The sequence below is a fragment of the Neobacillus sp. OS1-32 genome, assembly GCF_030915425.1.
GTDB lineage: Bacteria > Bacillota > Bacilli > Bacillales > Cytobacillaceae > Neobacillus > Neobacillus paridis.
Window position 1 is genome coordinate 4,008,314 of the sequence record NZ_CP133263.1, and the last position, 20,687, is coordinate 4,029,000.

Annotated in this window: 20 protein-coding genes; 19 read left to right on the top strand and 1 reads right to left on the bottom strand. The window is 46.4% G+C overall.

The features are described 5' to 3' along the window. Positions 1-5 precede the first annotated feature (5 nt). Positions 6-1,037: a sulfate/molybdate ABC transporter ATP-binding protein gene (locus RCG24_RS19595; RefSeq protein ID WP_308077819.1), complete on the top strand. Its 1,032-nt coding sequence runs from the start codon at positions 6-8 to the stop codon at positions 1,035-1,037. Between the two features lie 85 nt (positions 1,038-1,122). Then, complete coding sequence (locus RCG24_RS19600; RefSeq protein WP_308077820.1) at positions 1,123-1,683, top strand: putative ABC transporter permease; 561 nt, start codon at positions 1,123-1,125, stop codon at positions 1,681-1,683. A 45-nt stretch (positions 1,684-1,728) separates the two neighbouring features. Here RCG24_RS19600 and RCG24_RS19605 read toward each other — a convergent pair whose 3' ends face one another. Then, positions 1,729-2,406: a YqjF family protein gene (locus RCG24_RS19605; RefSeq protein WP_308077821.1), complete on the bottom strand. Its 678-nt coding sequence runs from the start codon at positions 2,404-2,406 to the stop codon at positions 1,729-1,731. 91 nt (positions 2,407-2,497) lie between these two features. Between RCG24_RS19605 and RCG24_RS19610 the strand changes: the two genes are divergently transcribed. The 17 genes from RCG24_RS19610 (at position 2,498) to ppaX (ending at position 20,687) form a co-directional block, all read left to right on the top strand. Then, positions 2,498-2,869, top strand: coding sequence for an ArsR/SmtB family transcription factor (locus tag RCG24_RS19610; RefSeq protein WP_308077822.1), 372 nt, complete (start codon positions 2,498-2,500; stop codon positions 2,867-2,869). A 19-nt stretch (positions 2,870-2,888) separates the two neighbouring features. Continuing rightward, a complete protein-coding gene (locus RCG24_RS19615; protein ID WP_308077823.1) occupies positions 2,889-4,955 on the top strand; it encodes a heavy metal translocating P-type ATPase in 2,067 nt (688 codons plus the stop codon). Between the two features lie 25 nt (positions 4,956-4,980). Continuing rightward, positions 4,981-5,202 (top strand): hypothetical protein, encoded by a 222-nt coding sequence (locus RCG24_RS19620; protein ID WP_308077824.1) that lies wholly within the window; start codon positions 4,981-4,983, stop codon positions 5,200-5,202. Between the two features lie 119 nt (positions 5,203-5,321). Further along, on the top strand, positions 5,322-5,939 hold the full coding sequence (locus RCG24_RS19625; protein ID WP_308077825.1) for a class I SAM-dependent methyltransferase: 618 nt from the start codon (positions 5,322-5,324) through the stop codon (positions 5,937-5,939). Positions 5,940-6,002: 63 nt separating this feature from the next. After that, complete coding sequence (locus RCG24_RS19630; RefSeq protein ID WP_308077826.1) at positions 6,003-6,914, top strand: cation diffusion facilitator family transporter; 912 nt, start codon at positions 6,003-6,005, stop codon at positions 6,912-6,914. 205 nt (positions 6,915-7,119) lie between these two features. Continuing rightward, a complete protein-coding gene (locus RCG24_RS19635; RefSeq protein WP_235888330.1) occupies positions 7,120-7,410 on the top strand; it encodes a YhdT family protein in 291 nt (96 codons plus the stop codon). After that, positions 7,407-8,858 (top strand): sodium/pantothenate symporter, encoded by a 1,452-nt coding sequence (gene panF, locus RCG24_RS19640; protein WP_308077827.1) that lies wholly within the window; start codon positions 7,407-7,409, stop codon positions 8,856-8,858. The genes RCG24_RS19635 and panF overlap by 4 nt, the downstream gene beginning before the upstream one ends. Before the next feature lie 301 nt (positions 8,859-9,159). Continuing rightward, entirely contained in the window at positions 9,160-9,393 is a 234-nt protein-coding gene (locus RCG24_RS19645) for a DUF2198 family protein (RefSeq protein ID WP_308079221.1), read from the top strand. Between the two features lie 261 nt (positions 9,394-9,654). Beyond that, positions 9,655-11,631 carry an excinuclease ABC subunit UvrB gene (uvrB, locus tag RCG24_RS19650; protein ID WP_308077828.1) on the top strand — a complete coding sequence of 659 codons (1,977 nt, stop codon included), beginning with the start codon at positions 9,655-9,657 and terminating at the stop codon, positions 11,629-11,631. 201 nt (positions 11,632-11,832) lie between these two features. After that, positions 11,833-14,706, top strand: coding sequence for an excinuclease ABC subunit UvrA (gene uvrA, locus RCG24_RS19655; protein WP_308077829.1), 2,874 nt, complete (start codon positions 11,833-11,835; stop codon positions 14,704-14,706). 128 nt (positions 14,707-14,834) lie between these two features. Continuing rightward, positions 14,835-15,149: a magnetosome magnetite crystal formation protein family gene (locus RCG24_RS19660; RefSeq protein ID WP_308077830.1), complete on the top strand. Its 315-nt coding sequence runs from the start codon at positions 14,835-14,837 to the stop codon at positions 15,147-15,149. A gap of 44 nt (positions 15,150-15,193) precedes the next feature. Beyond that, positions 15,194-16,303: a DUF4097 family beta strand repeat-containing protein gene (locus RCG24_RS19665; RefSeq protein ID WP_308077831.1), complete on the top strand. Its 1,110-nt coding sequence runs from the start codon at positions 15,194-15,196 to the stop codon at positions 16,301-16,303. Positions 16,304-16,408: 105 nt separating this feature from the next. Next, positions 16,409-16,777, top strand: coding sequence for a phage holin family protein (locus tag RCG24_RS19670; protein ID WP_308077832.1), 369 nt, complete (start codon positions 16,409-16,411; stop codon positions 16,775-16,777). 288 nt (positions 16,778-17,065) lie between these two features. Beyond that, complete coding sequence (gene hprK / locus RCG24_RS19675) at positions 17,066-17,995, top strand: HPr(Ser) kinase/phosphatase (protein ID WP_308077833.1); 930 nt, start codon at positions 17,066-17,068, stop codon at positions 17,993-17,995. A 222-nt stretch (positions 17,996-18,217) separates the two neighbouring features. Next, positions 18,218-19,036 carry a prolipoprotein diacylglyceryl transferase gene (lgt, locus tag RCG24_RS19680; RefSeq protein ID WP_308077834.1) on the top strand — a complete coding sequence of 273 codons (819 nt, stop codon included), beginning with the start codon at positions 18,218-18,220 and terminating at the stop codon, positions 19,034-19,036. A 69-nt stretch (positions 19,037-19,105) separates the two neighbouring features. After that, complete coding sequence (locus RCG24_RS19685; RefSeq protein WP_308077835.1) at positions 19,106-20,050, top strand: nucleoside recognition domain-containing protein; 945 nt, start codon at positions 19,106-19,108, stop codon at positions 20,048-20,050. Beyond that, on the top strand, positions 20,043-20,687 hold the full coding sequence (gene ppaX / locus RCG24_RS19690) for a pyrophosphatase PpaX (RefSeq protein WP_308077836.1): 645 nt from the start codon (positions 20,043-20,045) through the stop codon (positions 20,685-20,687). Before RCG24_RS19685 ends, ppaX begins: the two co-directional genes overlap by 8 nt.

Genomic DNA, 20,687 nt, shown 5'->3' on the forward strand with positions numbered 1-20,687 from the left:
CAGACATGTCGATTACGATTGATCAAGTCACTAAAGATTTTGGTGAATTTTCCGCAGTTAAACAAGTGAGCCTGGAAATTTCGACGGGAGATTTTGTTGCTTTATTAGGTCCTTCCGGTTCTGGCAAAACAACTTTGCTGCGGCTCATCGCCGGTTTGGAAAGGGTTGATTCAGGCAGAATCTTATTTAATGGAGTTGATTATTCTAATAAGTCAGTGAAGGAGCGCAAGGTTGGATTTGTATTTCAGCATTATGCCTTATTTAAGCACATGACGATTTTTGAAAATGTGGCCTTTGGGCTGAAGGTGAAAACGCGAAAGCTGCGCCCCTCCAACAAGGAGATTAAGGAGAGAGTGTTGGCGTTATTGAAGCTGGTCAAATTGGAAGGAACAGCCAGACGCTACCCAGAACAGCTTTCCGGTGGTCAGCGTCAGCGGGTGGCTTTGGCTAGAGCACTAGCCGTTGAACCGGAAGTGCTCCTCCTTGATGAACCATTTGGGGCACTGGATTCCAAGGTACGCCAAGAATTGCGGTACTGGCTGCGGGAAATTCACCAACAGCTAAATATTACCACTGTGTTTGTGACCCATGACCAAGAAGAAGCACTGGAAATGGCCGATACGGTCGTGGTGATGAATCAGGGAAAGATTGAACAGATTGGATCACCTGCAGAAGTCTACCAGAACCCTGTGAATGCCTTCGTCTACAGCTTTTTAGGCAGGGTGAATGAATTCCGCGGCGCAGCATTGGCAGGGAAGGATAAGGAACTGGAAAAATCAATCGGCTATATCCGGCCGCATGAAATTGTTTTAACGCGAACGGCTAAGGAAAATAGTATTGCGGCGGAAGTCACTCACTGCAATATGGTCGGCTCGACCGTGAGGGTAGATTTAAAACGGCTTGATACTGGTGATTTATTTGAAGTAGAAATCACATCAGAGCAGTACGAGGAGCTCGGACCGCTAAAAAAAGCCGACCGGCTCTACGCAGAATTTAAGAGAATTATGATTTTTCGTCATGAGGGAGTAGGTGCCTGACACTAGTGTCAGGCATTTCTGCATATTTTTGCACTGTCGGGTTCACTCTAATAATTGGAAAATATCGGACGAAGGGTGGGCTATCATGTTTAGTCTTTCAGAATATCTTGCAGTAGATGGGATGTCGGCAATCCTCTTTTATTTTGCCGTTTACTCCTACTTGGGGTGGCTATTGGAAAACAGCTATAATTTGATCGTCAATCATAAGTTTTTTAAAGCCAATTTTCTCTTTGGTCCTTTTAAACCGATGTATGGCATTGCACCTGTTTTGCTAATTTTTTTCATTTCGTCGGAAACCCATTGGGGTGTTGTCCTGTTGCTCTGTTTTATCATCCCCACCATGGTGGAATATTGGTCAGGAGTTGTGCTGCAAAAGTTTTTTGGACAGCGGTACTGGGATTATTCGGATACACCGCTGCAGTTCCAGGGTCATATTTGTTTGCCGTTTTCCGCCTGCTGGCTTGTGTTATCCTGGGTTTGCCTAAAATGGATTCACCCGCAACTTGTTGATATGTATAGGGCTGTTGCACCTTTTTGGGGCTGGGGTGCCTATGCGATGGCACTTTATTTTATGACTGATGTCTTTTTTACGATAAAAAAACATACAACAAGACAGCTTGTCAAAGAGGTGCCTGATATTCCATAAATGTGAAAAAGGAAGGGGGAAGCGTGAAATTGTTCATCTCCATTCTTACCCCTTCACTATTTTCAACGGAAAAATAAACGCCTCTTTTCTGGGCGAGAAGTGAACAAGCTGCGGCTCACCTGCCGTGGCGACCGGAGAAATTGAATTTGCCAGGATTTTGATAGTTGCCCCGCAAACACGCCAACTTTCATGGCTGATTCGGCCCTGTAATAATAACGGTCCCAGTTTTGTGAATAAATAGTAGCGCTCTAACAGCCAATGATCCAGACTCCCCAATTCAGTCGCCGCAGCCGGGCCGCCAACCGGTTCATAAAGCACCGAAAACTCCCCGTTGCCAAACACTTGCTGGCAATAAAAAGCAAACTGCTGATCTTGCTCAATCATGGATATCCTCGCGAGCCGATACGGCAGTGAGGCTATTCGTGCCCCTAAAACGCTGGGCAAATGATTGGCATCAAGCGAGAAAAAGTACACCCCTGCTTTCCCCCGATGCTTGACATATGTCCTCACGTTTAACTCCAAATAGCGATTTAAAAAGGGGATTTCTGGCAGAAAGCGAAACCGCTGATGGCTCACCTTAAATGGCAGCATTGTCAGCCAGGCCTTTCCGTCGAACAAATCTAACTCTAACTCGGCCGGAATAAGATCCCGCACTTGCTCCGGCTTCAAATTCCAATGACTAAATAATACATATTCCCACGTTTGCTTCATAATCCAGTCCATTTTTAACATAATCCTCCTAAATAATTGACATTCAAACCGACATTTGAATATAATATAGTCAAATGAACATTTGAATGAAGAAGGTGACGCAATGAAAGAACGCGATGTTTGTGAGATTACTTGTATCCATAGTGAAAAAACAGATCACGTTAAGCGGGAGCTTTCAAAAACTCAGCATCTTTTTGAAGTGACGAAGCTTTTTAAAGCATTATCTGATGAAACACGGCTAAAAATTGCTTATGCGCTGACACTGGAAGACGAGCTTTGCGTTTGCGACGTCGCCCATATTGTCGGGGCAACGACAGCTACGGCTTCCCACCATTTAAGACATTTACGCAGTTTAGGGTTGGCCAAATACCGTAAAGAGGGTAAGCTCGTTTATTATTCCCTTGATGATGACCATGTTAAACAATTAATTCATATCGCCTTTGAACACCAGCAAGAGGTGGCAGAGCGGCAGTAAGTCAAAGGAGGGGGCGTCCATGGGTAACGCACTTGAAAAACATGTCTACCGTGTGCAGGGTTTTTCTTGAGCAAACTGTGCCGCCAAGTTCGAAAAGAACGTTCAGCACCTGGATGGTGTTGTTGCTGCACAAGTGAATTTTGGAGCTTCCAAGCTGACGGTCTATGGAAACACCAGTCTGGAAAAATTGCAGGAAGCCGGAGCTTTTGAAAAATTAACGATTTATCCAGAAAAAGAACGTCCAGCAGCCATCCCGAAGGAATCATTTTGGAAACGATATGCTCCTCTAGGGGTATCACTGTTGTTGCTGTTGGCCGGGTACCTTTTTTCTACCAATCTTCTTTTTGCCGCGGCCATCATCGCCGGAGGTTTTCCGCTTTTTAGAACCGGTGTGAAAAATCTGCTCCGGCTGGAATTTGATATGCGGACCTTGATGACAATTGCGATCATCGGTGCGGCGATCATCGGAGAGTGGAGTGAAGCCGCCGTTGTCGTGATTTTATTTGCCATCAGCGAAGTGCTTGAAGGTTATTCCATGGATAAAGCAAGAGACTCGATTCGGTCATTGATGGAAATGGCACCGACGGAGGCCCTGATCGTCCGTAACGGCCGGGAGATGCTGGTGAAAGCGGAGGATATTGAAATCGGCGATCTGATGCTGGTCAAACCAGGGCAGATGATTGCAATGGATGGGATGATTGTCGAAGGAGCCTCATCCGTGAATCAAGCGGCGATTACCGGTGAATCAGTTCCTATAGAAAAAAGGCTAAATGATGAAGTGTTTGCCGGGAGTTTGAACAGAGAGGGCTTTCTAAAAATCAAAGTGATCAAACTGGCTGATGATACGACGATTGCAAAAATCATTCAATTAGTCGAGGATGCCCAAGCCGAAAAAGCTCCGTCGCAGCAGTTTGTCGACCGCTTCGCTAAATATTACACACCGGTAATTATCGGAGTTGCTGCACTTGTGGCCATCGTCCCGCCGCTATTTTTCGGAGCCTCCTGGCAGGAGTGGATTTATCAAGGTCTGGCGGTTCTTGTAGTAGGCTGTCCGTGTGCACTGGTCATTTCGACGCCAGTTTCGATTGTCACCGCCATCGGCAATGCCGCCCGCCATGGGGTATTAATCAAGGGAGGCAGCTATTTGGAGGAGCTTGGTGCATTAAAGGCGATCGCTTTTGATAAAACCGGCACGTTGACAAATGGCACTCCGGTTGTCACGGACTATATCAATCTTTCAAATGACGCCGATCTGCTTGGAAAAATTGCCGCGCTGGAAAGCCTGTCTCAGCATCCGCTTGCCGCGGCCATTGTCCAAAAAGCTGGATCTGCTGCCAAGGATTATGAGGTTACGAACTTTACCACACTAACAGGAAAAGGCATAAAAGGGACAATTGCCGGTGTAGAATATCAAATTGGCAACAGGAAACTATTTACCTCCATTCCTGCTGACATGATCGATCAGATTACCGCGCTCCAAAATGAAGGAAAAACGGTGATGATCACCGGGACGGATACAGAAATTCTCGCATTGTTGGCCGTTGCAGATGAAGTGCGGGAGAGCAGCCGCTCGGTGATTGAACGTCTCCATCAGCTCGGAATACAACAGACGATTTTACTTACAGGGGATAATCAGAAAACGGCCGAGGCAATTGGCCGCAGCACAGGTATTACTAGTATTGAAGCAGAGCTCCTGCCAGCGGATAAATTGAATTTTATCAAAAAATTACTCGACCGGTTTGGTCGTGTCGGCATGGTGGGAGATGGTGTCAATGACGCCCCGGCACTGGCAGCGGCAACGGTCGGTATCGCGATGGGCGGCGCCGGAACGGATACAGCACTTGAAACGGCAGATGTTGCCTTAATGAACGATAATTTGAACAAATTGCCGTTCACGATCCAATTAAGCCGCAAAACGCTTAGGATTATTAAACAAAATATTACGCTGTCACTTGTCGTAAAGCTGGCGGCACTCCTGCTCGTTGTTCCCGGCTGGCTGACACTGTGGATCGCCATTTTTGCCGACATGGGCATGACGTTAATTGTCACATTAAACGGGCTGCGGCTTTTACAGGTAAAAGAGTAACCCCGCGCCAGTTGGAGAGGGCTTTGTGCCAATTGGAGGGCGTCTTTCGCCAATTGACCCTGCTTTTCCGCCAGTTGGAGGGCGTCTTTCGCCAATTGATTCTGCTTTTCCGCCAGTTGGAGAGGGCTTTGCGCCAATTGGAGAGGGCTTTCCGCCAATTGGAGGGCGTCTTTCGCCAATTGATTCTGCTTTTCCGTCAATTGGAGAGGGCTTTCCGCCAATTGGAGGGCGTCTCTCTATTAATTAAATCGTGTGTTTCGCCGCCAATCGATTTGAATTCGCCGATAACACGCAGGCATCTCCGATAAAAGAGAGAGTAGAACAGGTAATGGAGGATCAACTGGAGGAAGCTGGGGGTAGCAACCGTTGAACAATCATTGGAACAAATGGATATATCGATTGTGGTCGCCGGTCTATGATTATTTTTTTAATAGAGGGCCTTTCCTAAAGGCAAGGCGTAAAGTGTTCGACGGTGTTGACTTCCGACCCGGTGACAAGGTTTTATTCATTGGCGTTGGTACTGGGGCGGATCTGGAACTAATCCACTTTGAAGAGCTTGATATCACTGCGATTGACTATTCAGAAGAAATGCTGCGGCAGGCGAAAAAGAAATTCCCGCCCGGAACCATCAGCTTCCGGCAAATGGACGCTCAAGATTTGCATCTGCCGGATAACGCGTTCGACTATGTGATCGCAAGCTTAATCCTTTCCGTTGTCCCAAATAGCAATAGGGCATTTGCGGAAATGATTCGGGTAACAAAGAAAAATGGACAAATGATCATTTTTGATAAATTTGCCGCAAAGCCGTCATTCGTGAAAAAACTGCTGCGGCCAATCATAAAAGTTCTCGGTACCGACATTGGCCTTTCTTTTGAAAAATTAGTTAAAAAACATGAAGGTTCAACGATAACAATTGTCGAAGACCATCCTGTTATGCTTGACGGGATGTATCGAAAAATATTGATTCGAAAAGGTAAACCTTAATTGCAATGTTCTTACTTTAAAAAATAAAGGGCCACCTTCGTTTTGGCTCTTGGAGGGATAAACATGGGTCACCATCATGGGCATTCGCACGGCCACTCACATACAGCTAATAAAACTGCATTGCTCAGTGCCTTTCTTTTAATCGCTGCGTTTATGATTGTGGAAGTCATCGGCGGTGTCATTACCAACAGTTTGGCATTGCTTTCAGATGCTGGTCATATGCTGAGTGATGCGGCCGCGTTAGGACTAAGTTTTTTTGCCATAAAGCTGGGGGAAAAATCGGTTTCGCAGGAAAAGACATACGGCTATAAACGGTTTGAAATTATTGCCGCAGCGCTTAATGGGTTAGCGCTGATCGTGATTTCGTTGATTATCTTTTATGAAGCGATCCAGCGTTTCTTTGCACCGCCGGAAGTACAGAGTACCGGCATGCTGATTATTTCTGTCATTGGCTTAGTGGTCAACATTGTTGCGGCCTGGATTCTCATGAAGGGCGATAAGGATGAAAACTTGAATGTCAGAAGTGCCTTTTTACATGTGATTGGCGATATGCTCGGCTCGGTCGGGGCGATCATTGCCGCACTGTTGATTATGTTTTTCGGCTGGGGGATCGCCGACCCGATTGCCAGTGTCATCGTGGCTGGGTTAATCTTGGTCAGCGGCGGGCGGGTAACCAAAGATTCGTTTCATATATTAATGGAAGGATCACCAACGGAAATCGATGCTAACGAGGTTAAAGCGGCATTGGGGCAAATCCCACTCGTCAGGGAAGTTCACGACTTGCACATTTGGACGATTACCTCCGGATACCCGGTTTTAAGCTGCCATATCACGATTGCAGATGAAGGCGTTCATGACGAAATCCTCGCCCAATCGCAAAAAATCTTACATGACCACTTCGACATCGAACACAGCACCGTCCAAATCGAAAAAGAAACAAACGGCTGCCCCAGCCCGCACGGAACATGCAATTAAACAGGGGGATACTGCTCCAAAGTTGGTGCCTGACACCATCCGTGGACATTTGTCCGTCTGGGGTGGACAGTCGATCAATAAAAAATAGTGAAAACCTTATTTTCAAGTGGTACGATAGTCCATGGGAATAAGGTTTTTGTTGTTTCTTTGGCTTTCGGGAACAATAGACCTAGCTAGATTTTACCTATTTAAGGAGGAGTCCTTTTTGAAAAAGCCATTTAATTCGAAGGACAAGCGCTTTAAGGTAGCCCATCGCGAGGCGTTGATCGGTGTCGTTCTCGTGATCATCAACTTTATTTGGTGGTATGGGTTTGCTTATGGACTTGGTTCGGACAAGGTTGAAAATTATACATACATATGGGGACTGCCGGCTTGGTTCTTTTATAGCTGCATTGCCGGCTTTATTGTGATGATCGTGATCGTCAGCCTCACCGTAAAATTTTTATTTACAGATGTCCCCTTTGAGGATGAAGAGGAGGGGCACGAACACAAATGAATTGGCCTGTCATCACTCCGTTGGTTATTTTCTTACTGATTATTTTTGCAGTTGGCTTTTGGTCACATAAATTTGTTTTTCAAACGCATTCCTTCCTGGAGGAGTATTTTTTAGGCGAGCGGCAAATGGGCGGTTTCATCCTGGCAATGACGATGGTTGCTACATACGGCAGCGCCTCAAGCTTCATCGGCGGTCCCGGGGTTGCCTATACGCAAGGGCTCGGCTGGGTGCTGCTGGCGATGGCTCAGTTGGCAACTGGTTATTTCACACTGATGGTTCTGGGGAAAAAGTTTGCGATTGTGGCAAGGCAGTACAAGGCAATTACGTTAATTGATTTTTTAAAAGAAAGGTACCAGAGCAAAACGGTTGTGTTACTCTCGGCGGCAAGTATTGTGATTTTCCTGTTCTCCTCGATGACGGCCCAGTGGATTGGCGGCGCCCGACTTGTCGAGAGCTTAACCGGCTTGCCCTACACGACAGCCTTATTAATCTTTGCCTTTTCCGTGCTGATCTTTGTCATTGTCGGCGGCTTTCGCGCAGTAGCCTTAACTGATGCCGTCCAAGGAGTGGTTATGTTCACGGGGACGTTAATTTTGCTGGTTGCGACGATTAAGGCTGGCGGGGGGATTCCAAAAATTATCCATGACCTCGCGGCTGAAAATCCCAATTTGATCTCTCCGTTTGGTGCGGAACGGACGCTGACACCTGCCTATGTATCCTCCTATTGGATTTTAGTAGGGATTGGGGTGGTTGGCTTGCCACAAATTACCGTCCGGGCCATGTCCTATAAAAATTCCAAAGCAATGCACAGCGCGATTATCATCGGTACGATTGTCGTCGGCTTTATCATGCTCGGCATGCACCTGATCGGCGTTTTTGCCAGACCAGTCCTTCCTGGTGTCAAAATTGGTGACACGGTGATGCCGTTGTTATCAATGAAAGTGCTGCCGCCGTTTGCTGCCGGCATCGTTCTGGCGGCTCCAATGGCAGCGATTATGTCAACCGTCGATGCCCTGCTAATTCTCGTCAGCTCCGCATTGGTCAAAGACGTGTATTTAAACTACATCAAACCAACAGCCGGCGACAGTCATGTGAAAAAAATCAGCTTCAGCGTAACCGCGATTATCGGCCTTATTGTCATCATTTTGGCATTAAGTCCGCCTAATCTCATTATTTGGCTGAATTTGTTCTCCTTTGGCGGCTTGGAGTCGGTGTTTATCTGGCCGGTTATTTTCGGTCTGTACTGGATGAAGGGCAATAAATACGGAGCGATTGCTTCGATGGTATTAGGAATGAGTTCGTATATTTTGTTCGATCGCTTCTATCCAAATGCACTTGGAGTTCACACGGTTGTGTTGCCGATTCTCATATCGATGCTGGGGTTTGTTGTGATAAGCTTGTTAACCCAGCAGCGTAACGGTTTAGAAAAAACTTATCAGCGGATTTGAGTGACTTATCAGCGATTCTGGGTGCTTTATCAGCGGATTTGAGTGACTTATCAGCGATTCCGGGTGCTTTATCAGCGAATTGCGGTCACATATCAGCGGATGGCGGTAAGTGTATCGGCGATTCGAAAAAACGACCGAAAATTAGGCAGAATAATCACAGAAAAAGGGTGCTCTCTCAGTTTCAAGGAACCCCCGCCTTATAGCCTTTATCAGCAACACATTTTTGTTGCATTTTTGTCGATAAATTTCTAGAATAAGTTAACAGAAATTATTTAAAATGAGGTGCACTCATTTGGAATTTATTGTGATTAGATATTTGGCGGGGCTCACTTTGCCAGGGTTGCTGGTCTTGTTGTTCACCCGGGTTACTTACAACCGGTTTATTGGTCTTGTGTTAACGGTTGCCTTGATTGCGGGTTCGGTTTACAAAGGATATACGAATACATTTATTTTAATTGTCGTCGATGCTTTTTCATTGACAGTCGGCTTCTGGCTGGCGGCAAAAATGAAGCCACGTTCTGTGAAAAAGGGTTAGTTTTGAGTAGTCTGTCTGTTGAGGACAGGCTTTTTTGTCAATACGAAGGTATTTCCATTTGGTATGTAGCTCAGCTTGGCTCAAATTTTTATTTCCGAATATTAGTTCGCATATTATTGGTTTGTTTTTGGGGTAATGTGGTAGAATGTTATTATTGAATGGATCCATCACACTTTTCGGCACCATCCCGGTCCATAACATGGTTCTTATGCTGTTAAGTGCTATGAACGACTCGAATTTTTAACACGGGAGGGAGACTTTGTGGAGAACCAATTTGAATTGGTATCAAAATATTCACCCCAGGGAGATCAGCCGGAGGCGATTAAGCAATTAGTCGAAGGTATCAAGCAAAACAAGCGCTATCAGACACTTCTTGGGGCAACGGGTACAGGGAAAACTTTCACGATTTCTAACGTGATTAAAGAGGTAAATAAACCAACATTGGTCATTGCCCATAATAAAACCTTGGCCGGCCAGCTATATAGCGAGTTTAAGGAATTTTTTCCAAACAATGCGGTTGAGTATTTTGTTAGCTACTATGATTACTATCAGCCGGAGGCTTATGTGCCGCAGACGGATACGTTTATTGAAAAGGACGCCAGCATTAACGATGAGATCGATAAATTGCGCCACTCGGCAACATCGTCATTATTTGAGCGCAACGATGTGATCATCATTGCCAGTGTTTCCTGTATATATGGTCTCGGTAATCCGGAAGAATACCGTGAGATGGTGATTTCTCTCCGAACGGGAATGGAGATTGACCGCAACCAGCTGCTGCGCCGCCTTGTCGATATTCAATATGAACGAAATGATATTGATTTTAAACGGGGGACCTTCCGTGTCCGCGGTGATGTCGTCGAGATTTTCCCTGCTTCCCGCGATGAACATTGCATTCGCGTCGAATTTTTCGGCGATGAAATAGACCGGATTCGTGAAGTCGATGCCTTGACTGGGGAAATTATCGGCGAGCGCGAGCATGTGGCCATATTTCCGGCCTCCCACTTCGTAACGCGAGAAGAAAAGATGCGCAAAGCGGTGGAGAATATCGAACAGGAGCTGGAGGAGCGGCTTGCGGTTTTAAAAGCGGAAAATAAATTATTGGAGGCGCAGCGGCTCGAGCAGCGGACCCGCTATGACCTCGAAATGATGCGGGAAATGGGCTTCTGCTCGGGGATTGAAAACTATTCCCGTCACCTGACACTAAGACCGCCGGGTTCAACGCCGTACACATTACTCGATTATTTTCCTGAGGATTTTCTGATTGTCATCGATGAGTCCCATGTGACGCTGCCGCAAATCCGCGGAATGTACAACGGCGACAGGGCGCGCAAGGAAGTGCTGGTCAATTATGGTTTCCGACTGCCGTCCGCACTCGATAACCGCCCGCTGATGTTTGATGAGTTTGAAAAACATATCCATAATATTGTCTTTGTTTCAGCCACCCCGGGTCCGTATGAATTGGAACACACACCGACGATGGTTGAGCAGATTATCCGCCCAACCGGCCTGCTTGATCCACTCATAGATGTCCGGCCGATTGAAGGGCAAATTGACGACCTTATTGGAGAAATCCAAGATCGCGTGAAACGCAATGAACGTGTCCTGGTGACAACCCTAACGAAAAAAATGTCCGAGGACTTAACAGACTATCTGAAGGAAATCGGAATTAAAGTCCAGTACCTGCATTCCGAAGTGAAGACGCTCGAACGGATTGAAATTATCCGCGAGCTGCGCTTGGGCACGTATGATGTGCTGGTCGGGATCAACCTGCTCCGGGAAGGTCTGGACATTCCGGAAGTATCGCTTGTGGCGATTCTTGATGCCGATAAAGAAGGCTTCCTGCGTTCGGAGCGTTCGCTGATTCAAACCATTGGTCGGGCAGCCCGGAATGCCAATGGTAAAGTCATTATGTACGCCGACCGAATGACTGATTCGATGGAAAAAGCGATCAGTGAAACAAAGCGGCGCCGTTCGATTCAAGAGGAATACAACCGGAAGCATGGAATTACGCCGCAAACGATTCAGAAGGATATCCGCGATGTTATCCGGGCGACACATGCCGCGGAAGAGACGGAAGAATACAAACCAGCAGCATCGTTTGCCAAAATGACAAAGAAGGAAAAAGACAAACTGATTGCCGGTATGGAAAAAGAGATGAAAGCCGCGGCCAAAGCGCTCGACTTCGAACGTGCCGCCGAGTTGCGTGACTTGATTTTGGAACTAAAAGCGGAATGACAACAGGTGCATAGAATTTAATGCAGATATCGTTTAAAAAAATGCAGATATCTGCGCCAAATTACAGATAAAAATTTTAACCTGCAGATATCTTGCAAAACCTGCAGAGATAGTTAAAAACTGACCAGATGAAGAGCCGCTGCTTGAAATTTCCAAGCGGCAGCTCAATCTATTTATTTAAAGCGGAAGGATGACTAATTCATGGCGATGGAAAATCTTATTATTAAAGGCGCCAGAGCCCATAATTTAAAAAATATTGATGTCACCATTCCGAGAGATCAGCTTGTGGTGTTGACGGGACTTTCCGGGTCGGGAAAGTCCTCGCTGGCGTTTGATACGATTTATGCCGAGGGGCAGCGCCGTTACGTGGAATCGCTCTCGGCCTATGCCCGGCAATTCCTCGGACAAATGGATAAACCGGACGTTGATGCGATTGAAGGACTGTCCCCGGCGATTTCCATCGATCAAAAAACGACAAGCCGCAACCCGCGTTCGACGGTCGGAACGGTGACGGAAATCTATGATTATTTACGTCTATTATTTGCCAGGGTTGGACATCCGACCTGTCCCAACCATCATATCGAAATCTCCTCACAAACGATTGAACAGATGGTCGACCGGATTATGGAATACCCGGAGCGGACGAAGATGCAAATCCTTGCTCCGGTCGTTTCCGGCCGCAAAGGGATGCATGCCAAAGTCCTAGAAGACATTAAAAAGCAAGGATTTGTCCGCGTCCGCGTTGACGGGGAAATGCTCGACCTTAGCGAGGACATTGAGTTGGAGAAAAATAAGAAACACTCCATTGAGGTCGTCGTCGACCGAATTGTCGTAAAGGAAGGAATCTCAACCCGGGTGGCCGATTCCCTAGAAACGGCTCTCCGTCTCGGTGAAGGAAAGGTCATCGTCGATGTCATTGGCGAAGAAGAGTTGATGTTCAGTGAAAACCACGCATGTCCTATTTGCGGTTTTTCCATCGGAGAACTGGAACCGCGGATGTTTTCCTTTAATAGCCCGTTTGGCGCCTGCCCAGATTGTGATGGCCTTGGTTCCAAACTGGAAGTCGATCTCGATTTGGTGATTCCTAACAAGGACCTCACCCTCAAACAGCACGCGCTTGCCCCGTGGGAGCCAACGAGCTCACAGTATTACCCGCAGCTCTTGGAGGCAGTCTGCAATCATTACGGCATCGATATGGATGTCCCGGTAAAGGATATTCCAGAGCATCTAATGGAAAAAATCCTCTACGGTTCCGATGGCGAAAAAATTTACTTCCGCTATGAGAACGATTTTGGGCAGCTGCGTGAGGGCTATATCGAATTTGAAGGGGTCATCCGCAATGTTGAGCGCCGGTTTAGAGAAACAAGCTCCGATTATATTCGTGAGCAAATGCAAAAATATATGGCCGAACAGCCATGCCCGACATGTAAAGGACAGCGCCTGAAAAAGGAATCGCTGGCCGTTCTGATCAACGGACATCATATTGCCGAAGTGACCGACCTTTCGATTGAAGAGGCGCGGGAGTTTTTTGCAAACCTGGAACTGACGGAAAAAGAAACCCAGATTGCCAGATTGATTTTACGGGAAATTAACGAGCGGCTTGGTTTTTTAGTGAATGTCGGCCTTGATTATTTAACGCTAAGCCGCCAAGCGGGAACCTTATCTGGCGGCGAGGCCCAGCGGATCCGCTTGGCCACGCAAATCGGTTCACGCCTAACCGGTGTTCTATATATATTAGACGAACCGTCAATTGGACTGCATCAGCGGGATAATGACCGCTTGATTGGCACGCTGAAGAACATGCGCGATATTGGCAACACGTTGATTGTAGTCGAGCATGATGAAGATACGATGCTTGCCGCTGATTATTTGATTGATATCGGTCCCGGCGCCGGGGTTTCCGGCGGCGAGGTGGTCTCCGCCGGAACACCGGCAGAGGTAATGGCGGATCCCCACTCGTTAACCGGCCAATATTTGTCAGGGCAGAAGTTCATTCCACTGCCATTAGAACGCCGCATACCGGATGGTCGCTATGTGGAAATCAAAGGGGCAGCTGAAAATAATTTGAAAAATGTCAATGTCAAGATTCCGCTCGGAATGTTTATTGCTGTCACGGGTGTTTCCGGATCGGGGAAAAGTACCTTGATCAATGAAATCTTGTTAAAATCGCTGGCGCAAAAATTGAATCGCGCAAAAACAAGGCCAGGAAAGCATAAGAGCATTAAAGGAATTGAACATTTGGAAAAAGTCATTGATATTGATCAGTCGCCGATTGGCCGAACACCGCGTTCGAACCCGGCAACCTATACCGGCGTGTTTGATGATATTCGCGATGTGTTCGCCGCGACCAATGAGGCGAAGGTGCGCGGCTATAAAAAAGGCCGCTTCAGCTTTAATGTCAAAGGCGGACGCTGTGAAGCCTGCCGTGGTGATGGGATTATTAAAATTGAAATGCACTTTTTGCCTGATGTTTATGTTCCTTGCGAGGTCTGTCATGGACAACGCTATAACCGCGAAACATTGGAAGTAAAGTACAAAGGCAAGAGCATTGCCGATGTCCTGGATATGACCGTTGAAGATGCCTTGAAATTTTTCGAAAACATTCCAAAAATCAGCCGTAAACTGCAGACGATTTATGATGTCGGGCTCGGCTATGTCAAGCTCGGACAGCCGGCAACCACGCTTTCCGGCGGAGAAGCCCAACGCGTCAAGCTTGCATCCGAGCTGCACCGTCGTTCAAACGGAAAATCCTTCTACATTTTGGATGAACCGACAACTGGTCTGCATGTCGATGATATTTCCCGTTTGCTCGTCGTCCTGCAGCGTTTGGTTGAAAACGGCGATACTGTATTGGTGATTGAGCATAATCTTGACGTTATTAAAGCCGCCGATTATATTATCGATCTCGGTCCTGAGGGCGGCGATAAAGGCGGCACGATTATTGCCACGGGAACCCCCGAGAAGGTCGCAGAAACTCCAGGGTCGTACACCGGCAAATATTTAAAGCCGATTCTCGACCGCGACCGCGAGCGAATGAAACAGCAAATAGAAGACAAAAGCGCGATTAACGCTTAAATCAAAGAGCTGAGACCCAAGCCTTGTGGTTTCAGCTCTTTTCGTCTGCAGAAATTTCCAATTGCTCGATAAAAGTACGAAACTTTCAGCGTTTTGAAACGTACATATAGGATAGGAGGGTGGACAAGATGGAAACAAGAAAGGTGCTTTCCGGTTTGTGTTATTTTAGTATCTTTTTCGCGGGGTTTATTTTTCCGCTTATTGTTTTATTGGCGAGCAGTGATATAGAGACAAAACAGCATGCGAAAAAAGCCATGCTTTCGCATCTGATCCCGGTGATTCCAATGATTTTCATGGTGTTTGCGATTATCTATGAAGCGATCAATATCCAGGCGAAACTGCCGGTATGGACGATTATCAGCATTGTCATAACAGCGATTGTTTGGATTGTGGTAGTGATTTGGAACATTATTAAAGGAGTAAAGGTATTGATTGCCGAATAGGAAAATAGAATAGGATAGGAAAATAATGAAATATTGAGGTGGAAATGATGAAAGAGGAGCGTAAGCGGATTTTACAGCTGGTCGAGGCGGGAAAGCTGACAGTTGATGAGGCCTTAACCTTAATTGAAGAGCTCGACAAGGCGGAACAAACGGCTGAACAGAAAAAGGAACAAATGGTCAATGAACTTTCGACAATGGTGCAATTTGAAGAGGCGAAAAAGGAAGATCCGTTTCAGACGAAGTATCAATCTACAAAAGATAAGATTTTGGAGTTTGTTGATTCGGCTCTAAAGAAAATAAAAGAATTTGATTTCGATTTAAATTTCGGGCAGTCTGTCGACCTGTCGCATATATTCCATCATGGCGATGTGACCCTGAATGATATCGATATCGATGTCGCCAATGGTTCAGTAAAAATAGCTGCCTGGGACCAGCCGGATGTTAGGATTGAATGTCAGGCAAAAGTATACCGGGTCGAAAACCAGGACGAGGCGCGGAAAAACTTTTTACGCGATGTCGTTTTTGCTGTTGAGGGGCAGAAGCTTAAGTTTATCACCCAGCAGAAATGGATGAAGGTTGAAGCGGTGATATTTGTACCAAAGGCCCAAATGAATCGTGTCCGGATTCGCTTGTTTAATGGTTCCATCACTGGCAGTGATTTGAACGTGGACGATCTCCGCGCCAAAACGGCCAATGGCAAAATCGAACTTGACCGTATTCAGGGAAAACGGGGAGAAATGGAAACGGCGAATGGAAGAATTCATGTTCTCGCGAGCCAAATTGATGAGCTGGAGGCAGAAACAATCAATGGTGCGATTAAGCTGGAGGGAGATTACAAAAAGTCAGAAGCCCAGTCTTTCAATGGTAATATTCATTATGAGTTACGTGGCAATCGTTGTGAGTGGATCCATGCCAAGACGACATCGGGAGCAGTGGATTTATTTGTTCCCGAAAACTTGCCGCTGAACGGAGAACTGAAGACGAATCTTGGCGGCTTTAATCTCAAGCTTGTCGGGGTTCAGATTCTCGAGGAGAAAAGCGAAATGATTCAAAAATTGCTTCGCTTTCAGTCCGTCGATCACCCGGATCAAATGCTAAAAATCTACGCAGAAACAAAGACCGGTTCCATTAGTCTGCAAAAAGCGACGGTGTAATTTTTTAAGCTAAAAGGAAGCATAAATTCAACTGCGCCTCATGAACCGGCATTATGGACTCGTCAGTCGGCGAGTTTTCATTTAAAAATAATAGGGGATTAGTTTATGAGATGGCTGATTGGGTGTTTGATTAATGCTGTATTATTTATGGCGCTGGCGGGATATTTTCATGAGAGTTTTTATCTCTCGGGGTTTTCAGCGGCCCTTCAGGCGAGTATTTTATTATCGATTTTAAACGTGCTGGTGCGGCCGCTGTTGATCTTATTGACCTTACCGGTGACCGTTTTAACAATGGGGTTGTTTCTGTTTGTGATCAATGCCATGACATTGGAGCTGACCGATTATCTTATGGGAGATTCCTTTGATATCGACGGTTTTCCAATGGCGTTGTTTTTTGCGGTGTTGATGTCGCTCGTGAACGTGGTCATTCAAAAAACAATCTTGGAGCCATCGCGCTCTTCCAGAAAGAAATAGGAAAAGGTGTGTGTCCCGGCAATGGGGTATGCACCTTTTTTCGTCCTTGGCCGCTGGGAAAGTATAAAAACTTTCCCATTCGGCATAAGCGCACTAAGGAAAGCTTCGTAAGCATAGGCATCGCAACCAAAAGTTAGTCTTTTGGGCGAACTACGCCTCATGAACCGTCCTTAAAGGCTTGTCAATCAGCGAGTTTTCTTAAAGGTATGGTTCTTGAGCGAAAAAATGGTAAAATAGAAAAAATGAATTTGTTTGCCAAATTGCAGCTTGTTAAGGAGGAACACTTTCTTGCCAAAAGTTCGCACGAAAGATATATTGGAAAAATTTAATCTGGAATTAATCAGCGGTGAAGAGGGAATCAATCGTCCCATTACGATGAGCGATATTTCCCGTCCCGGGATTGAAATGGCCGGGTATTTCGAATATTATCCCGCTGAACGGGTTCAGTTATTAGGGAAGACGGAGTTGTCCTTTTACTCCGGACTCTCATCACGGGATAAGGCATCGAGGATGGAACGGTTGTGTACCGACATTACTCCGGGAATTATAGTAACACGGGGGCTGGAGGTTCCCCCGGAGTTAATCGAAGCATCGGAGCGGGAAGCGGTTCCTGTGCTGCGAACAAACATGAAAACGACGCGATTCTTCAGCCGTCTGACGAATTATTTAGAAAGCATGCTGGCGCCAACAACGGCGGTACATGGAGTTTTGGTGGATGTTTATGGCATCGGTGTGCTGATCACGGGTAAAAGCGGTGTCGGGAAAAGCGAGACCGCGCTCGAACTTGTCAAGCGCGGCCATCGGCTTGTTGCTGACGACTGTGTAGAAATTCGTCAGGAAGACCAGGATACCCTAGTCGGGACCTCGCCGGAATTAATTGAACATTTGTTGGAAATTCGCGGCTTAGGAATTATCAATGTCATGACATTATTTGGTGCTGGTGCGGTACGAAGCAACAAGCGGATTACACTGGTCATCAACCTGGAGCTATGGGATCCGAAAAAGCAATATGACCGTTTGGGTTTAGATGAAGAAAAGGTGAAAATCATTGATACCGAGGTCACCAAGCTGACGGTTCCGGTTCGTCCCGGACGAAATCTTGCCGTTATCATTGAAGTAGCGGCGATGAATTATCGCTTGAAAAGAATGGGAGTCAATGCAGCACAGCAATTTACCGCGCGTCTTTCGGACGTAATTGAGGACGCTGAGCATGACTAATACGGGTTGTCACTTTATTCAGCAGAAGTCCCTCCACTCCAATAAGTGGTGGAATGAATGCGAGTACGAGTAAACCATTCAGCGGGGGATCCAAGCCCAGCTGAATAAAGTTAAGCCTCCGGCGGATGCCTCAGATTTTTAAAGGAACGTTTTCGAGCTAGCGCGAAAAAAATCTGGGCACAAATACGTCAAGGCGCATTTGATTAGGAAGAGGGGATGAGAATGAACGAAACAATCCAACCACTCAACCCGATTGCTTTTCACCTTGGTCCGATTCCGGTTCATTGGTACGGGGTGATTATCGGTTCGGGTTTGGCACTAGGGCTCTATATCGCCATCCGGGAAGGGAATCGCCGCAAGCTGCCGCAGGATACGTTTGCGGACTTAATGCTATGGGCGATTCCGATTGCGATTATTTGTGCAAGAATCTATTACGTTATGTTTGAATGGGATTATTACTCACAGCATCCCGCTGATATCCCGAAAATTTGGGGCGGCGGGATTGCGATTCACGGAGCATTGATTGGTTCGGTATTAACGGCCTACTTTTTTACAAAAAAGCGGGGAATTTCGTTCTGGAAACTGGCCGATATTGCCGCCCCGAGTATTATCCTCGGACAGGCGATCGGACGCTGGGGAAATTTCATGAATCAGGAGGCCCATGGCGGCGAAGTGTCGCGGACCTTTCTCGAAAACTTGCATTTACCGGATTTCATTATTAATCAGATGTATATTAATGGTGTTTATTACCAGCCGACATTCCTCTATGAGTCGGTTTGGGATTTCGTCGGTTTTATCTTGTTAATGTTATTGCGCCGGGTAAATTTGCGCCGGGGAGAAATGTTTCTCTCCTATGTAATCTGGTACTCTGTCGGCCGCTTCTTTGTAGAAGGCATGCGGACAGACAGCCTGATGCTCGGGAGTTTAAGGATGGCACAGACGATTTCAATTGCTTTAATCATTGTCGCGGTGATGATTCTGATCTATCGCCGCAAAAAAGGATTGGCAGAGGCGCGTTATTTGGATGAGAGTAATACTTAATGATCACCGCTGCTTAGTCTTTGCGGTTATCACAACAGTAAAATATGAGAAAGAGGAGAATTGGGGGAAATGCTTCTTAGTTCAATAAAAAAAGGGTTTCTGGTTGGTTTAAAAACAACCTGGACGTTGGGGAAAATTATTTTTCCAGTCACGCTGATGGTTGCGGTTCTGCAATATACACCGGTTTTGCCATGGATTATCAAGCTTTTGACCCCAGTGATGAAACTGATTGGCTTGTCAGGAGATGCCGCGATCCCGCTTGTCTTAGGTAATTTCTTGAACCTTTATGCCGGGATTGGGGCCATCTTATCACTTCATTTTTCCGTAAAAGAAGTTTTTATTCTAGCAGTTATGATGTCCTTTTCCCATAATTTATTGATTGAATCCGGCGTTGCCATGAAAGCGGGGGTAAAGCTGTGGGTGATTCTCACAACCAGACTTGGCTTAGCGTTTATTTCAGCGGCTGTGATCAATCTGGTCTGGCATGGCGGCGGCGAGCCGGCAAAATATGGCTTGATTGAGGGGCAAACGCAATCTGCTTCCAGCTTCGCGGAAATTCTCCTGCAGGGCTTGGAAAAAGCGGGACTGGGAATCCTACAGCTGGCGATAATTGTCATCCCCTTAATGCTGGTGATACAAATTTTAAAAGACCTGGAATGGCTGCAAAAATTTTCAAAGGTGATGGGACCGATGACCCGCTCACTGGGGATGAAGGAGAACACCTCAACGACCATGGCGGCAGGGCTGATTTTTGGGCTGGCTTATGGTGCCGGTGTAATGATTCAGGCAGTGCAAGAGGATGGGGTCAGTAAAAAGGATATCACATTAGCGTTTATCTTTCTCGTTGCCTGCCATGCGGTTATTGAAGATACGTTAATCTTTGTTCCGCTCGGCATACCGGTATGGCCGTTATTTATCATCAGGCTTGGAGTCGCGATCATGTTAACCTTGATCGTCGGGACCATTTGGAAACGTTCGGGTATGGTGACAAGAAAGGAAGCGTCATATGACTAACAATATCAACACATTACTATTTGATTTGGATGGAACTTTAATCAATACAAATGAATTAATTATCTCCAGCTATTTACATACACTCGAAAAGTATTTTCCTGGTAAATATCAGCGTGATGATGTGCTGCCGTTCATGGGGCCGACCCTTCATCAGGCATTTGCTAGCGTCGACCCGGAGCGGGTGGAGGAAATGGTTGCTGACTACCGAGCCTTTAATATTGCTCAGCATGATGCTCTCGTTAAGGAATTTCCCGGTGTTTATCAAACCATGCAAACCTTAACGGAAAAAGGGTATAAACTTGGTGTTGTGACGACCAAAAAGTTTGATGTGGCGATGAAGGGGCTGAGCTTGATGAAGCTGGATCCTTTTTTTGAGGTGGTTATTGCTATGGATCATGTCAAAAAATTCAAGCCTGAACCGGAACCGATTTTGATGGCGCTGGAACAATTCGGTTCGACACCTGCGGAAGCGATCATGGTCGGGGATAATTATCATGATATTCTAGGTGGAAAAAATGCTGGCACCTCGACGGCTGGTGTGGCCTGGTCGATTAAAGGCCGCGACTATATTGCCCAATATGAGCCGGATTACATTTTAGAGCAGATGCCAGATTTATTAACGATCCTCGGGGTGTGA

Coding starts and splice junctions, on each gene's coding strand:
- panF (WP_308077827.1), top strand. CDS start 7,407: ATGAATTGGCCTGTCATCACTCCGTTGGTTATTTTCTTACTGATTATT.
- RCG24_RS19685 (WP_308077835.1), top strand. CDS start 19,106: ATGCTTCTTAGTTCAATAAAAAAAGGGTTTCTGGTTGGTTTAAAAACA.
- uvrA (WP_308077829.1), top strand. CDS start 11,833: ATGGCGATGGAAAATCTTATTATTAAAGGCGCCAGAGCCCATAATTTA.
- RCG24_RS19600 (WP_308077820.1), top strand. CDS start 1,123: ATGTTTAGTCTTTCAGAATATCTTGCAGTAGATGGGATGTCGGCAATC.
- lgt (WP_308077834.1), top strand. CDS start 18,218: ATGAACGAAACAATCCAACCACTCAACCCGATTGCTTTTCACCTTGGT.
- RCG24_RS19660 (WP_308077830.1), top strand. CDS start 14,835: ATGGAAACAAGAAAGGTGCTTTCCGGTTTGTGTTATTTTAGTATCTTT.
- RCG24_RS19610 (WP_308077822.1), top strand. CDS start 2,498: ATGAAAGAACGCGATGTTTGTGAGATTACTTGTATCCATAGTGAAAAA.
- RCG24_RS19605 (WP_308077821.1), bottom strand. CDS start 2,406: ATGGACTGGATTATGAAGCAAACGTGGGAATATGTATTATTTAGTCAT.
- ppaX (WP_308077836.1), top strand. CDS start 20,043: ATGACTAACAATATCAACACATTACTATTTGATTTGGATGGAACTTTA.
- RCG24_RS19630 (WP_308077826.1), top strand. CDS start 6,003: ATGGGTCACCATCATGGGCATTCGCACGGCCACTCACATACAGCTAAT.
- RCG24_RS19670 (WP_308077832.1), top strand. CDS start 16,409: ATGAGATGGCTGATTGGGTGTTTGATTAATGCTGTATTATTTATGGCG.
- RCG24_RS19665 (WP_308077831.1), top strand. CDS start 15,194: ATGATGAAAGAGGAGCGTAAGCGGATTTTACAGCTGGTCGAGGCGGGA.
- RCG24_RS19595 (WP_308077819.1), top strand. CDS start 6: ATGTCGATTACGATTGATCAAGTCACTAAAGATTTTGGTGAATTTTCC.